9 protein-coding genes and 1 pseudogene are annotated in these 14,197 nt (G+C 66.6%); 9 read left to right on the top strand and 1 reads right to left on the bottom strand.

Features of this window, described 5'->3' with window-relative positions; all coding sequences use genetic code 11:
• Nucleotides 1-260, bottom strand: a pseudogene (locus DIE04_RS26375) (circularly permuted type 2 ATP-grasp protein); the annotation flags it as partial.
• Nucleotides 261-998: 738 nt separating this feature from the next.
• Here DIE04_RS26375 and DIE04_RS26370 point away from each other — a divergent pair.
• The 9 genes from DIE04_RS26370 (at nt 999) to DIE04_RS26330 (ending at nt 14,087) form a co-directional block, all read left to right on the top strand.
• Nucleotides 999-1,994: a LysR substrate-binding domain-containing protein gene (locus DIE04_RS26370; protein WP_124522896.1), complete on the top strand. Its 996-nt coding sequence runs from the start codon at nt 999-1,001 to the stop codon at nt 1,992-1,994.
• Between the two features lie 690 nt (nt 1,995-2,684).
• A complete protein-coding gene (locus DIE04_RS26365) occupies nt 2,685-3,113 on the top strand; it encodes a hypothetical protein (protein WP_044843971.1) in 429 nt (142 codons plus the stop codon).
• Between the two features lie 72 nt (nt 3,114-3,185).
• Nucleotides 3,186-3,944, top strand: a complete 759-nt coding sequence (locus tag DIE04_RS26360; RefSeq protein WP_124488824.1) for a hypothetical protein — start codon at nt 3,186-3,188, stop codon at nt 3,942-3,944.
• Nucleotides 3,945-4,048: 104 nt separating this feature from the next.
• Entirely contained in the window at nt 4,049-6,982 is a 2,934-nt protein-coding gene (pgaA, locus tag DIE04_RS26355) for a poly-beta-1,6 N-acetyl-D-glucosamine export porin PgaA (protein ID WP_124522898.1), read from the top strand.
• 15 nt (nt 6,983-6,997) lie between these two features.
• Nucleotides 6,998-9,091: a poly-beta-1,6-N-acetyl-D-glucosamine N-deacetylase PgaB gene (gene pgaB, locus DIE04_RS26350; protein WP_124488826.1), complete on the top strand. Its 2,094-nt coding sequence runs from the start codon at nt 6,998-7,000 to the stop codon at nt 9,089-9,091.
• Nucleotides 9,088-10,359, top strand: a complete 1,272-nt coding sequence (gene pgaC, locus DIE04_RS26345; RefSeq protein WP_044843967.1) for a poly-beta-1,6-N-acetyl-D-glucosamine synthase — start codon at nt 9,088-9,090, stop codon at nt 10,357-10,359. Before pgaB ends, pgaC begins: the two co-directional genes overlap by 4 nt.
• Nucleotides 10,337-10,825: a Biofilm PGA synthesis auxiliary protein PgaD gene (locus DIE04_RS26340; RefSeq protein ID WP_124522900.1), complete on the top strand. Its 489-nt coding sequence runs from the start codon at nt 10,337-10,339 to the stop codon at nt 10,823-10,825. The genes pgaC and DIE04_RS26340 overlap by 23 nt, the downstream gene beginning before the upstream one ends.
• Before the next feature lie 131 nt (nt 10,826-10,956).
• A complete protein-coding gene (gene glmS, locus DIE04_RS26335; RefSeq protein WP_124522902.1) occupies nt 10,957-12,780 on the top strand; it encodes a glutamine--fructose-6-phosphate transaminase (isomerizing) in 1,824 nt (607 codons plus the stop codon).
• Nucleotides 12,780-14,087 carry a hypothetical protein gene (locus tag DIE04_RS26330; protein ID WP_124522985.1) on the top strand — a complete coding sequence of 436 codons (1,308 nt, stop codon included), beginning with the start codon at nt 12,780-12,782 and terminating at the stop codon, nt 14,085-14,087. Before glmS ends, DIE04_RS26330 begins: the two co-directional genes overlap by 1 nt.
• Nucleotides 14,088-14,197: the final 110 nt, after the last annotated feature.

The raw sequence follows: 14,197 nt of genomic DNA, 5'->3' as shown, positions 1-14,197 counted from the left end.
ATGATGCGCGGCACGATGTCGAACGGAATCAGGCGCTCGGCGGCCTGCGCGTCGCCGTACACGGCGAACGTGATGCCCGTCCTGCGGAACACGCCTTCCGCGTCGTGGGCTTTCTGGGCGAGGCTTGCAGGGTTCTGCGTGTCGAGCCACTGCTTGAGGCGCGCGTAGGGCGCCCTCACCATATCGCCGGATTGCAGCATTTCATCGAATGGCTTCATCGATCTTTTTCTCCATCGATCGTTTTCCCCGGCATTGCGCATGCCGGACCGGCGTACTAACTGCCTTGCAAGGAACGTGCCTTGCGATAACCCCTCAGGTCCCCCTTTTTGTCGCGCGGCCGGCACGCCCCCGCAGCATGCCGCACCATGATGGTGCGACGCACGGCGCGGGACGCGCCAGCGGCGTGCCGTGCCCGTGCACGGCCGCTGCTGCGCCGCGTCTGTGAAACATAGTTCCCCTGCGTGTCACGACTGTGCAAGCTGCACTGCACCAATACCTCCCCCTGCCCGCACGCCTGCCCGTTGCCGCGCTGCCCGCCGGCAGCAGCTCCGAGCCCGTACCGGCACGGCTTCCCGCCGCCGTGCACTCGACCGCGTCCCGCCACCTCCTCGGCCGGTCTTGCCGCATCGCAGCGAACCGCGCCGCGGCGGCGGCGGCCCGTCGCGGCGGCCCGTCCTGCACCGCGGACGGGAATGGCGCCGCATCCTTCGGTTACCGGGCGGAATGGCGGAAAGGCGGGCCGGCACGAGGCCGGCCCTGGGGGAAGTACCGTCTGCGGCAGGTCGGGCAGTTCGACGCGGTGAACTAACCGGTTAGCCGGGTCCGGCACCTCGAACTTATGCAGCCGTAATCCCGCCGACAACGCCCATGCATATTTCGACTGACACCGATCGAAAAAAAACATCGGCCCCCATGCGCGAGGCGCGGTACGCTACCAAACCGGTTCAGTGAAATGGTGCCGCTCCTCCCGGCGCCGACTATAAACAGCGAAGATCAACATGGAAGCAAAGTGGCTGGAAGATTTCCTGAGCCTTGCGGATACCAAGAGCTTTTCCCGGGCCGCGCGTCATCGGCACCTCACGCAGTCGGCGTTCAGCCGGCGCATCGCCGCGCTCGAAACGTGGATGGACGCGAAGCTGGTCGACCGCAGCATCAACCCGATCGCGCTGACGCCGGCCGGACAGATGTTCCGCGGGCTGGCCGCGGACATCCTGCGCAGCATGTATGCGGCACGCAACCTCGTGAACGGCTATGACCAGTTCGCGGCAAGCGACCAGGTGGTGCGCTTCGCGGTCGCGCATACGCTCGTGTTCACGCTGTTCCCCGAATGGCTCAAGCAGCTGAACGGCGAAGTCGGCCACGTGACCGCGCGCGTCAACGCGGTGAACGTGCCCGAAGGCGTGCAGCAGCTCGTCGAAGGTGAATGCGACCTGCTGCTCGGCTATCACCATCCGCAACTGCCGATCGTGCTCGATCCGAACCACTTCCCGTTCGTCACGCTCGGCGTCGAACGGATCCTGCCGGTATCGACGCCCGACGCGCGCGGCAAACCGGTATTCGAACTGCCGGGCACGCCGGACGCGCCGCTGCCGCTGCTCGCGTATTCGTCGGGCGCGTTCCTCGGGAACGTGGTCGAGATGCTGCTGCTGAACGCGGCCGAACCGTACGCGCTGCACCGGTGCTTCGAGACGCACATGTCCGAGGCGCTGAAGGGGATGGTCGTGGCCGGGCACGGGATCGGCTGGCTGCCCGAGAGCTGCGTGGCGAAGGAACTCGCGGAGGGCTCGCTCGTCCGCGCGGGCTCGGCGGACTGGATCACCGAACTCGAGATTCGCCTGTACCGGTCCGCGCGCAAGCGCGGGCTCGCGGCCGAGCAGCTGTGGACCTACATCATGAACCGGCCGCGCACCGCGGCCGACAGCGCGCGCGCGGCCGAGGAATCGATCGCGCCGGCCATGCGCATCGCGCGCCGCAGCGCCGGCGGCAGCCGGTAGCGCCCTTCACCGTCCCTCGTCGCCCGACTCGCCAGCGCGCCGCGCGGATGCAATCCGCCCGGCGCGCGGTTATTCGACGTGCGCAATCGCGGAGCATTTTCCGCTCCTGCTCCGTCTTCGATATGCGTTCCGTACCTCGATTAAACCCGTAAAAACAGGCAAACGTTTGCGAGCCGAATCGCATTTAATTTACATCGAAAACATCGACCCCGAATAAATTTCCGATTCATACGACAGAAATAACCTGTTACAGAACAAATTAAAAGTTTCTCTTTTCATGCAATAGCATTTTTCATCCATAAGGCCACATCCCCTCTTTCGATTCCCTGACCTGCACTCCGAAATTCACCGTAATGCTTCGATGAAAGAGGAAAGTCTTCCTTTTATCAGTCGTTATTTTTCGGTACAAACGTCGGTACCACTTACGTCGGAAATTTGCAAAATGGTCATCGCTACCGATGAGCAAATTTCATATTCGGCAATATCGCCTTTGTTCAGAGCTGATCCATTTCGTCGAATTATTACCAATCCTATTTAAATAAGACCTTTAAAGCTTGTCCCATTCGGGCCACACATGATTGTTTGTTCGAAACCCATCGTGTATCAATAGCGTTGTCGCAAAACGAAATAGCGTCGCTAATTTTCAAATCGGAATAAGTGCATTGCCAGCGATTCCGGATGGAGGTTGCAATGTCTTCCTCGTTTGAACAGCATGGTCGCCGGCTCCTCGGCATTGTCGTATCCGCGCTCTGCATTCATGCCGCGGCCCAAACTCCGAACCAGGCCCCGACACCCTCGTCCGATACCGGCTCCGGGCGATACGTGATTTCGTACGTCTGCGGCGACGCGCGAATCGACGGTACGGCGCCGCTTCCCCCCGATGGCCGGCCGTACAACCTCGGTGTGTCGTTCGTATCGGGCGCCACCGGGCAACCGCTGTCGAACGTGCAGGTTCGGCTGCGACGGCATGGACGCGTCCTCGTCGAATTCAACGCGACGGGTTCGCGCTGTCTGTTCAGCGTGCCCGATGCAAGTTACCGGGTCGAAGGGACCTATCAGGGAGCGACCCAGTTCGCGGTGGTCGAAACCGGCGCACTCACCACGCAGTTGCGGTGGTGAACGTCAGTCGAATCCGCGCGCCGAGGGCGCGCACCCGCGTCATGCACTGCAATCCATCGACAGGAGAATCGAATGACTCGTGCAGAGCGACCGGACGGCGCGCCCGTCCGTCAGCCGAAGCCCTCCTGGGGACCGGGAAAGAATGCGGCGCTCAGCATCGTTGCATTTGCCGCGATCTTCGGCGCCTTCGCCTACGTCGAGCGAGACGTGGGGGGCAGCCATGCAACCGTGACGCACGACATCGCCGGCTTGATCGGCACCACCGTCGGGAAGTATCGCCAGGCCATCGTGGCCGCGACGGCCGACGCCTCCCGCGCGGCGTCGACGGCCGGGCAGGCCGAGCCGGTGACGCCTTCCGCACCGGGTACGCCGTTTGCGTCGGCGATGCCTGCAGGATCGGCCGCGACCGCCCCGGCCGTGCCGCCACCACCGACCGCCCGCCCCGCCGCGAAACACCCGCGCCCCGCGCATGTGCCGACCACGACGCTCGCGGCCGGTGCACACGCCGCATCGGCGAGCGCTCGCGCGGCACGCCCCGCTGACACGCACCGGACGTCGCGTTCGCAGGCGCTGGCACGCACGAGACAACACCCCGAGCCCACGCCGACACGGCAACCGCAATCGGATATCGCCGACACGACGCACATGCAGACCACCAGCGTCACGCGCGACGAGATGGAAGGCGCCCGCGCCCTCGCCAGGGCGCGCTGGTGCGCACGGATCGACGAATGGACCTGCGTCGAGCACAACGCGAGCCGGGCCCTCGCCATCGACCCGAAGAACAGCGAATCGCGCGCGCTGCTTGGACAAGCGATCCGCAACCGCCTGTGAAGCGGCCGGACGCTGCCGGGCCTCACTGCCCGGCAGCACGACGACCGGCGACGCGCGTCGTCGGGCGTGCAACCGATGTGATCGTTTCAGAGTGAGGAGACATCGTGGCTAACAATCGTCAACAACAATGCACCACCGTCGCTCCGCCCAACCGGCGGATCCTCCTGCACGCGCCCTTGCTGTTGCTGCTCATCGCGTCCGGCTCCTGTCTTGCCGCCGAAGGCGACGCGGAACCGGGCAGCGCGAGGGAAGTCGCAGGCACCCACGGCGCGCCGGATGCGCTGCCGCCCGGCATGCAGCCGACGGAGGCGTCGATGCGGCTCGCCCAGGGCCCGGACGCCCTGCCCCCGCATGCGCCGACGCCGATCGCGCAGGCATCGGACGCATCGATGCAGATCGCGCAGGCGTCGAACCCGCAGCCGCAGGCGATGCCGACCACGGTCGTGGTGGAGCCGGACGCGGCGCAGCCGAGTGAACCGGCGCCGGACGCGCGATCATCGGATGCGCAGACGCAGCAGCTTGCCCAGGCGCCCGACATCGCGTCGCCGAATATGTCAGCGCCAGCCGCGCAATCGTCGGACGCTTCAATCCAGCTTGCCCAGGCACCCGACACCGTGCAGCCGAACACATCGGCTCCGGCCGCGCAATCGTCGGATACTTCAATCCCGCTTGCCCAGGCACCCGACACCGCGCCGCCGAACACATCGGCTCCAGCCGCGCAATCGTCGGATGCTTCAATCCCGCTTGCCCAGGCACCCGACACCGCGCCGCCGAATACATCGGCTCCAGCCGCGCAATCGTCGGATGCTCCAATGCCGCTTACCCAGGCGCCGGACACCGCGCCACCGAATACATCGGCTCCGGCTGCGCATGCATCGGACGCGCCGACCCAGCCCGCACCGGCCGCTGCCGCCGCATCGCCGAATGCTGCGACGACAGCGACGACACCGACGCAAACCGCGCAGGCATCCGGCACCCCCATGCCGACCTCGCCTGCGCCGGTGACCCAGACGCCCGGCGCTCAGCCGCCGTCCTCGCAGGCACCGAATTCGCAGACGCCCGGCGCCCAGCTACCTGGCGAATCGATCCAGCGATCGCAAGGCCCCGACGTCCAGACACCGAATGCCCAGATACCGAATCTCCGTACCGCCGATGTCGCGACCGTGCGCAACGACGTGTTCGGCCTCGCGGCGAGCGGCGGCGCGATCCAGGCGCTCGAGGAAGCGAAGGCACGGCCCGATGCGTTCTCGGCCGTCGACATCGCGCAGCTGGAAGAACTGTCGATACGCCAGCAGGTGCGCGGCGGACGCGACAAGTCGCGCTCGATGACGAGTCCGGACCGCTTCGACGGGATCGACAACGCGCTGCGCGCGGCCGACGACCTCGACAAGCGGATGCCGGCCACGCCCGACTATGCGCCGGTCAGGACGGCGCTCGCGGGCGACCGCACGGTCGCCCTCGCGGCGCGCGGCGACATGAAGCCGGCCGTCGAGACGTTCGAGACGATCCCGTCCAATGCGGAGATCTCGATCGACGCGCTGGCGGCGGTCGGCGACGCCTACCTGTACCTGAGCGAACCGGGCAAGGCGAACGGCGTGTACCAGCGTGCGCTGAACCAGGCGACCGCGTCGCCTACGGACCGTGCGACCCGCGGCTTCCAGTACGGCGCACGCACGCGTCCGATCGAACTTCGCGAAGGGCTGTTCTGGTCGTATGTCGACCAGGCACGCGCGGCGGACGCGAAGCAGGTGCTCGACGACATGGGCAAGTCCCTGCCGCCCGTCAACGAAGTGCGCAACGTCGGTCCGGAAGAAAGCGACTATCTGCGCTATTACCGGCTGCGCGCGCAATACCTGATCTTCACGGGTCACACCGACGAGGGGATCGCCGCGCTGGAACAGCTCGAGAAGGAGGTCCCGTTCAACGCGGAGATCCGTGCCGCGCACGCCGACGCGGTATCCGGCCAGTCGCATCCCCGCCAGGCGATCGCGATGTATCGCGCCTCGCTGACCGACCACCCGGACAGCGTCGAGATGCTCGCCGGCCTCGGCCGCGCGGCGCTGACGGCAGACGACTACGCAACCGCGAAGAACGTCGAGCAGACCCTCGACAACACGTTCCCGGACAGCGGCGCCGTGCGCATCTTCAAGCGCGACTACAAGGCATACCGCAGCCCCGTGTTCACGACCGACCTGAGCTTCGAGCACGGCAACAGCGCGCTGGCCGACAACAGCTTCACGTCGGACAGCTACGTGTATTCGCAACCATTCGGAGACAACTGGCGCGTCTTCTCGCATACGTTCTTCGGCCATGCGCAAACCGATTCCGGCAGCGTCAGCCGCACGCGCACGGGCGTCGGCGGCGACTACCGGCACGGGCCGCTCACCGTGCTGGGCGAAGTCACGCGCTCGTTCGGCTCGGACGGCCGAACCGGCGGCCGCGGGTCGATCGCGTACGCGCTGAACGACTACTGGACGGTCAGCGCCGGCCTCGACAGCAACGACAACTCGTTGCCGTGGAAGGCGTATGCCGCGCATATCTGGGGCCGCTCCGCGAACGCCTCGGTCGTGTATCGCCAGAACGACCGCCGCGAGGTGAAGCTGAGCTACGGCGTGAGCCGCTACAGCGATTCGAACCTGCACCAGGAAATCACGGCAACCGCCACGCAGCGTGTGTACACGTCCGCCAGGCAGCTCGTCAACGTCTCGCTGGATCTCGGCACCGACAGCAACACGCGCAACGACGCGCCCTACTTCAGTCCGCGCCGCGACTATGCGGCCGCGGCGACCGTCATGCACCAGCTGACGCTGTGGAAGAAGGGCGACATGTCGCTGCAGCAGCGCGTCTCGGCGTCGGGCGGCGTGTACAACGAGCGCGGCTTCGGCAGCAGCCCGCTGTGGAGCGCGCGTCTCGAGCACGCGTGGACGTTCAAGCACGACATCACGCTGAGCTATGGCGTCGAGGTCAGCAGCCACGCGTACGACGGCCAGCGCGAGCGCTCCGAAACCGGCTTCCTGTCGCTCAATCTGCCGTTCTAGCAAGGAGATCGCGCAATGCAAACCAGACGGACCTTCATGTGCGGATGCCTCGGCACGTTCACCGCCTGTTCGCTGTTCCCGGGCGTGACGAACGCCAAGATGATCGACCTGCTGCCGCCATCCGATCCGGCCGACGGCAAGACGTTTCGCGTCATCTGCCTGCATGACGTGCGCGACAACCTGATGGAGTCGTTCAAGCCCCCGTCGGCGCTGGTCGATCCGTTCGCGGTCGATACCGGCACGCTGACCGCGATCTTCTCGTGGCTGCAGACCAACAACTACCACACCATCACGGTCAAGCAGATCGAGGCGTCCCGGCACGGCGGCAAGCCGCTGCCGCCGCGTTCCGTGCTGCTCACGTTCGACGACGGCTTTCGCAGCCACTACACGAAAGTGCTGCCGCTGCTCGAGCGCTTCAAGTATCCGGCCGTGATGGGCATCGTCACCGCGTGGATCGATGCACCGCCGAACGTGCCGATCCGCATCAGCGACAAGGTCCAGGTGCCGCGCGACTACTTCCTGTCGTGGGACGAGGTGAAGAAGCTCGGCCAGTCGGACCTCGTCGAGCTCGGTTGCCATACCCACAACCTCCATCACGGCGCGATCGCGAATCCGCAAGGCAACGAGTTGCCGGCGACCACGTCGCACCTCTACCTGCAAGACCAGAAACGCTATGAAACCGACGCCGAATTCCACGCACGCGTGCACGACGACCTGCAGACGTGCGTGCGCCAGATCCGCGAACACACGGGCATCGTTGCTCGCTCGATGGTGTGGCCATACGGCGCGGAAAACCAGCCCGTGCGCCAGATATCGACGTCGCTCGGCATGGACATCCAGTTCAGCCTCGATGCCGGCCCGAATACGCCGGACGTGCCGCTGGACCGGCTGAGACGGATCCTGATGATGTACGACGTCGACATCGGCGGGTTCGAACGCTCGATGCGCGAGCCGGCCTCCAACCGCGGCGACGTCGACGTGCCCGAGCGCACCGTGCAGGTCGATCTCGACCAGGTCTACGATCCGGATCCCGCGCGGCAGGAAGCGAATCTCGGCAAGCTGATCGAACGCATCTACCGGATGCAGCCGAAATCGGTGTACCTGCAGGCGTATGCCGATCCGAAAGGCACGGGCGTGGCCGAAGCGGTGTATTTCCCGAACCGGCACCTGCCGATGCGCGCCGACCTGTTCTCGCGCGCCGCGTGGCAGCTCAACACGCGCTCCAACGTGCAGGTGTACGCGTGGATGCCGGTGCTCGCGTTCCGGCCGCCGCCGGACAAGCAGCGCGGGCTCGAGGCCGTCAGCGCATTCGGCGGCGCGCCGGCCCGCGAAAACGGCACGCGCGTGTTCCGGCTGAGCCCGTTCGATCCGGAGGCGCGGCTGATGATCCAGCAGATCTACGAGGATCTCAGCAAGCACGCGTCGTTCAGCGGCATCCTGTTCAGCGACGACGCCGTGCTCGACGACTACGAGGATGCGGGCCGGCATGCGCTGCGCACCTATTCGCAGTGGGGGCTGCCGGCCGACGTCGGCAAGATCCGCGAAAATCCCGACCTGTTGAAACGCTGGACGCGCCAGAAGTCGCGCTACCTGATCGACCTGACCCGCCAGCTCGAACAGATCGTGCTGGCCCACCAGAACGTGGGCGACGTGCTGACCGCGCGCAACATCTACGCGCTGCCGGTGCTCAAGCCCGAATCGGAAGCGTGGTACGCGCAGAACTACGACGATTTCCTCGCCACCTACGACTACGTCGCGCTGATGGCGATGCCGTACATGGAGCAGGCGAAGGATCCCGAGGGCTGGCTGGACCAGCTCGTGCGGGCCGTCCGCGCCAAGCAGCGCGGGCTGCAGCGCACCGTGTTCGAACTGCAGTCGTACGACTGGCGCGCGCAGAAGCAGGTGCCGGCCGGCACGCTGCTTGCGCAGATGCGACGACTGCGCAGCGAGGGCGCCGTGAATTTCGGCTACTACCCGGACAACTTCCTGAACGGCCAGCCGGAACTCGACGCGATGCGCGACGTGATGTCGCTGAAGTCGCGCCTCGATCCGACCTCCATCAACGCGCTGATGCAGATGCAGCATGCACAGGGGACCAAGACGCCATGACCACCCACGGCATCATCCAGCGCCTGCAGGACTTCGTCTTCTACTATCCGTTCTTCATGTCGTATCTGTGGATGATCGGCGGCGTCGTCCATTATTTCCTGCTCGAGGAAGGCCGCGAGCTGTCGACGCGCACGATCGCCGCGAGCGGCATCCCGAAGATCTCGATCGTCGTGCCGTGCTTCAACGAGGCCGCCAACGCACGCAGCGTGATCCGCCACCTCAACGCGATGGACTACCCGAACTACGACATCATCGCGGTCAACGACGGCAGCCGGGACCGCACGGGCGACATCCTCAACGAACTGGCCGTCGAGATCCCGCGGCTGCTCGTCATCCATCACGCGCGCAACGAAGGCAAGGCGGTCGGGCTCACCACCGCGGCGGCGGTATCGAACGCGGAATATCTGCTCTGCATCGACGGCGATGCGCTGCTCGCGCATGACGCGATCGGCTGGATGCTCGAGCACTTCCTGACCGACCCGGGCGTCGGCGCGGTCACCGGCAACCCGCGCATCCGCACGCGCACGTCGCTGCTGGGACGCATGCAGGTCGGCGAATTCTCGTCGATCGTCGGCCTGATCAAGCGCACGCAGCAAGTGTACGGCCGCATCTTCACGGTGTCGGGCGTGATCACGATGTTCCGCAAGACCGCGCTCGCCGACGTCGGCTACTGGAGCTCGGACATGCTGACCGAGGACATCGACATCAGCTGGAAGCTGCAGTGCCGCGACTGGCGCGTCGTGTACGAGCCGCACGCGCTCAGCTGGATCCTGATGCCCGAGACGCTGAAGGGTCTCTACCGGCAGCGATTGCGCTGGGCGAAAGGCGGCATCCAGGTGCTGATCAAGTACGCGGGCACGCTCGCGCGGCCGACCCAGATGATGATGTGGCCGCTGTTCGTCGAGTACCTGATCGGCATCACGTGGGCCTACTCGATGTCGTTCATCCTGCTGCTCGCGCTCGTCGACGTCGTCTACCCGCTTCCGCCCGACTGGCATGTGTCCGTGGTGCCGCACTGGCACGGGATGCTGCTGGTCGCGACCTGCATCCTGCAGCTGATCATCGGCAGCATGATCGATCGTCGTTACGACGAAAAACTCCTGATGTATTTCCTTGACACCGTCTGGTACCCCGTCGCGTTCTGGCTGATCAGCATGATCACCACCGTCGTCGCCCTGCCCGCCGTCGTACTGCGGGGCCGCGGCAAGCGCGCCGTCTGGGTCAGTCCCGACCGAGGCATTCAACATGAAGAACGCGCCGATTATTGACCTTTCCCTGCGCGCGCCGCGCGAAATGATCGCCGAGCGCGGCGTCGTCATCGGGCCCGTGCTCGTCGCATGGTTCCGCCTCGTGCGGCCCGCGCTGGTCGGAGGAGTATGGGCATCGATCTGCATCTACACGTACCGCTACCTGCTGCCGTTCAACGAGGCCGAGATGCCGATCGAGCAGATCGTGTTCTACGTGACGAGCATCGCGCTGATCGCCGGCACGATCGTCACGTGGCTGATCGCGGGACGCGTCGTGCATCCGCTCGCGTACCGGTTGCGCGTGTCGAAGATGCTGCGGCGCTCGGCCAGCGTGAAGATGCGCTCGGTGCCGCCGACCGCGCTCGCGGGCGCCCGCCGGCGCGGCGCGCGGCGCACGACGCGCATTCTCGTCGCGTCGCACGACGCGAACGGCTCGATCTCGGGCATCGAATGGATCGCGCATGCGGGACCGCAGCCCCGCGAGTAGGTCACCGGCGCCGTGCCGCAACGCACTGCGCACGACGCACGGCGCACGCCGCATGACGCGACGGCGCTCCTGAAATCGTCCTGGCGCGCGTCGCGCGCCGGCCGAAAAACTTCCTGTAGACGAGGTGAATCATGTGCGGAATCGTCGGAGCAAGCGGCCTGAAAAATCAGGTCCCGCAACTGGTCAATGCACTGAGCCGGCTCGAATATCGCGGCTACGATTCGTGCGGCATCGCCGTGCTGCGTGACGGCTGCCTGCGCAGCGAACGCACGTTGCGGCGCGTGGCAGACTTGCAGGACCGCGTGCTGACGCTCGGTCTCGAAGCGCAGACGTGCATCGCGCACACGCGCTGGGCGACGCACGGCGCACCGTCGGAAATGAACGCGCACCCGATCATGTCGGGCGACACGATCGCGGTCGTGCACAACGGCATCATCGAAAACCACGATGCGCTGCGCGCCGAACTGCGGGAGCGCGGCTATACGTTTCGCGGCGAGACCGACACCGAAGTGATCGCGCACCTGATCCACAGCATGTATCGCGACGACCTGTTCGACGCGGTGATTCGCGCGGTCAAGCGGCTGCACGGCGCGTACGCGATCGCCGTGCTGAGCGCGCGCGAGCCGCAGCGGCTCGTCGCCGCGCGCGCGGGCTCGCCGCTCGTGATCGGCATCGGCGCGGACCAGAACTATCTCGCGTCCGATTGCGCGGCACTCGGCGACCTGACCGACCGTTTCGTCTACCTGGAAGACGGTGACGTCGCGCTGATCACGCCGGAGCGGATCGCCGTGGTCGACTCGGTCGGGAGCGAAGCACAGCGTCCGCTGTGCCTCGTCAAGGCGCGCGACGACGACGCCGCCCTCGGCCCGTACCAGCACTTCATGCAGAAGGAGATCTTCGAACAGCCGAAGGCGATCGCCGCCACGATCGACGGCATCGACACGGTCTCGCCCGCGCTGTTCGGCGGCAGCGACAGCACGCGTGCGCTGCTGTCGAAGACCCGAAGCGTGCTGCTGCTCGGCTGCGGCACCAGCTACTACGCGGGCCTGACCGCGAAATACTGGCTCGAGGGCATCGCGGGCATCCCGGCGCAGGTCGAGATCGCGAGCGAATACCGCTATCGCGATACCGTGCCCGATCCGCGCACGCTCGTCGTCGGCATTTCGCAGTCCGGCGAGACCGCCGACACGATCGGCGCGATCGAGCGCGCGCGCGCGATGGGCCAGGACATGTCGATGGCAATCTGCAACGTGGCGACGAGTTCGATCGCGCGCAGCGCGCCGCTCAGCTTCCTGACACGCGCCGGCATCGAGCTCGGCGTCGCGTCGACCAAGGCGTTCACGACCCAGCTCGTCGCGCTGTTCCTGCTGACGCTCGCGCTCGCGCAGCAGCGCGGCCGGCTCGACGCCGCGCAGGTCGCGACGCACCTGAAGCAGTTGCACGAACTGCCGGAGCGCATCGGTCACGCACTCGCGCTGGAAACGCAGATCATGGGCTGGGCCGCGAAGTTCGCGCGCACCGAGAACGCGCTGTTCCTCGGGCGCGGCATTCACTATCCGATCGCGCTCGAAGGCGCACTGAAGCTCAAGGAAGTGTCGTACATCCATGCGGAGGGCTATCCGGCCGGCGAACTGAAGCATGGCCCGCTCGCGCTCGTCACGAGCGCGATGCCGGTCGTCACGATCGCGCCGGACGACCGCCTGTTCCAGAAGCTGAAGTCCAACATGGCCGAGGTGCGCGCGCGCGGTGGCCGGCTGTACGTGCTCGCCGGCCATCATCTCGAGATCGACGCCGACCGCGACACGCACCTGATCCGCGTGCGCGAATCGGGCGACGCGCTGTCGCCGATCGTCAACGTGATCCCGTTGCAGCTGCTCGCGTATCACGTCGGCTGCGCGCGCGGCGCCGACGTCGACAAGCCGCGCAATCTCGCGAAATCGGTCACCGTCGAATGATGCGGCGGCCGGTCGCGGCCCAAGTCGCCACCGCGCGCCCGCATGCGTTCGGGCGCGCCGCCGCGTGGCGCGTCGCGACCGTGCTCTGCGGCGCGTGCTGCGCGTTCGCCGCGCCGTCGCACGCGTTTGCCGGCGCGCCGGTCGTGCACACCGTCACCGTGGAGGCGCCGGCGTCACCTCAGTCGCCGCAGGAGCGCGGCGACCCGCGGCGCTTCATGCACGGGATCGGCGTGGCCGACGCAGGCGACGGCCGGCGCTGGGTGTTCTTCAGCAGCTCGGGCATCGTGCCGCGCGGCGCGCTGCGCAACGGCGACTGGCCGCATGATGTGTACGTCGGCGAATGGCTGCCGGGCAAGCCGCGCCTGCTGCGCGTCCATACGTTCATCAGCCGCCCGGAAGCGCAGGAGCCCGTGTCGATCGCGCAGAACCCGCGCGGCGACATCTTCGTCACGTTCGAGGACGGCTGGAACACGCCGCAGGTGGTCAGCCAGCGATACGGCGTCTATCGGCGCGACCTGAAGCCGGTCAAGCCCTACCCGAACGACGTCGAAGCAGGCGGCCACTCGGGCCACGTCGCCGCGGTGGGCGAAAGCTTCGTCGTGTTCTATTCCGCCGACTGGATCGACGGCGGCGGCGTCGACAACCTCGGCACCGGCAACGGCGTCTACGTGAAAACCTACGATGCCGAAGGACGCGTGGTGAACCATGTGCCGGTCGCGCCGCACCGCCGCGAATGGTGGCCCGTGGTCGCGGGTTCGCCGCGGCGCGCGCTGCTGGTCTGGCAAAAATACATCGAGGGCAGCACGGACGCGACGCTCGAATACGCGATGTTCGATCCGGTCACGGCGAAACTCGACATGCTCGGGCCGCTGAACGGCACGATCCAGTACTACGTCTATTCGTCCGCGTATGTGCCGGCGGTCGACCGCTTCGTCGTCGTCACGACGACGGCGGACAATCGCGGCGTCGCGATGCTGATCGACCCGGACGGCCGTCGTCTGGCCACGCTCGACTGCCTGCCGGCGTCGGTGCGCGAGGCCGGGATCGGTGTCGACGGCACGCATGCCTATGTGCCGACCCGCGACGGGCGGCTGCTGACCCTGGCGCTTTCGCCGACGGGCATGTCGGTGAGCGGCGTGCAGCGTTCGCCGATTCCGTGGGGCTCGACCGGCGTCGCCGGGTTCCCGGCACGCGGCGGGACGATGCATTTCGTGTCGCTGACGCCGTCCGGGACACGCGAGGCGGATTTCGACACGACGCGGGAAACGCCGTTGCCGAAGGCCGACGCGCAGTGTTCGACGCATTGACGGCAACCCGGCACGTCGATCCGGCCCGACGCGCTCGATCGAGGCGTTCGCGCCTTTGCCCGAATCGGGCAGTTCGATCCCACGCGCGCATCGGCCGCGCCCGGTAGTCG

This window comes from Burkholderia sp. Bp8994, assembly GCF_003853805.1.
Classification (GTDB): domain Bacteria; phylum Pseudomonadota; class Gammaproteobacteria; order Burkholderiales; family Burkholderiaceae; genus Burkholderia.
The sequence above is the reverse complement of the archived record's forward strand: the minus strand, read 5'-3'. Positions and strand labels throughout refer to the sequence as shown.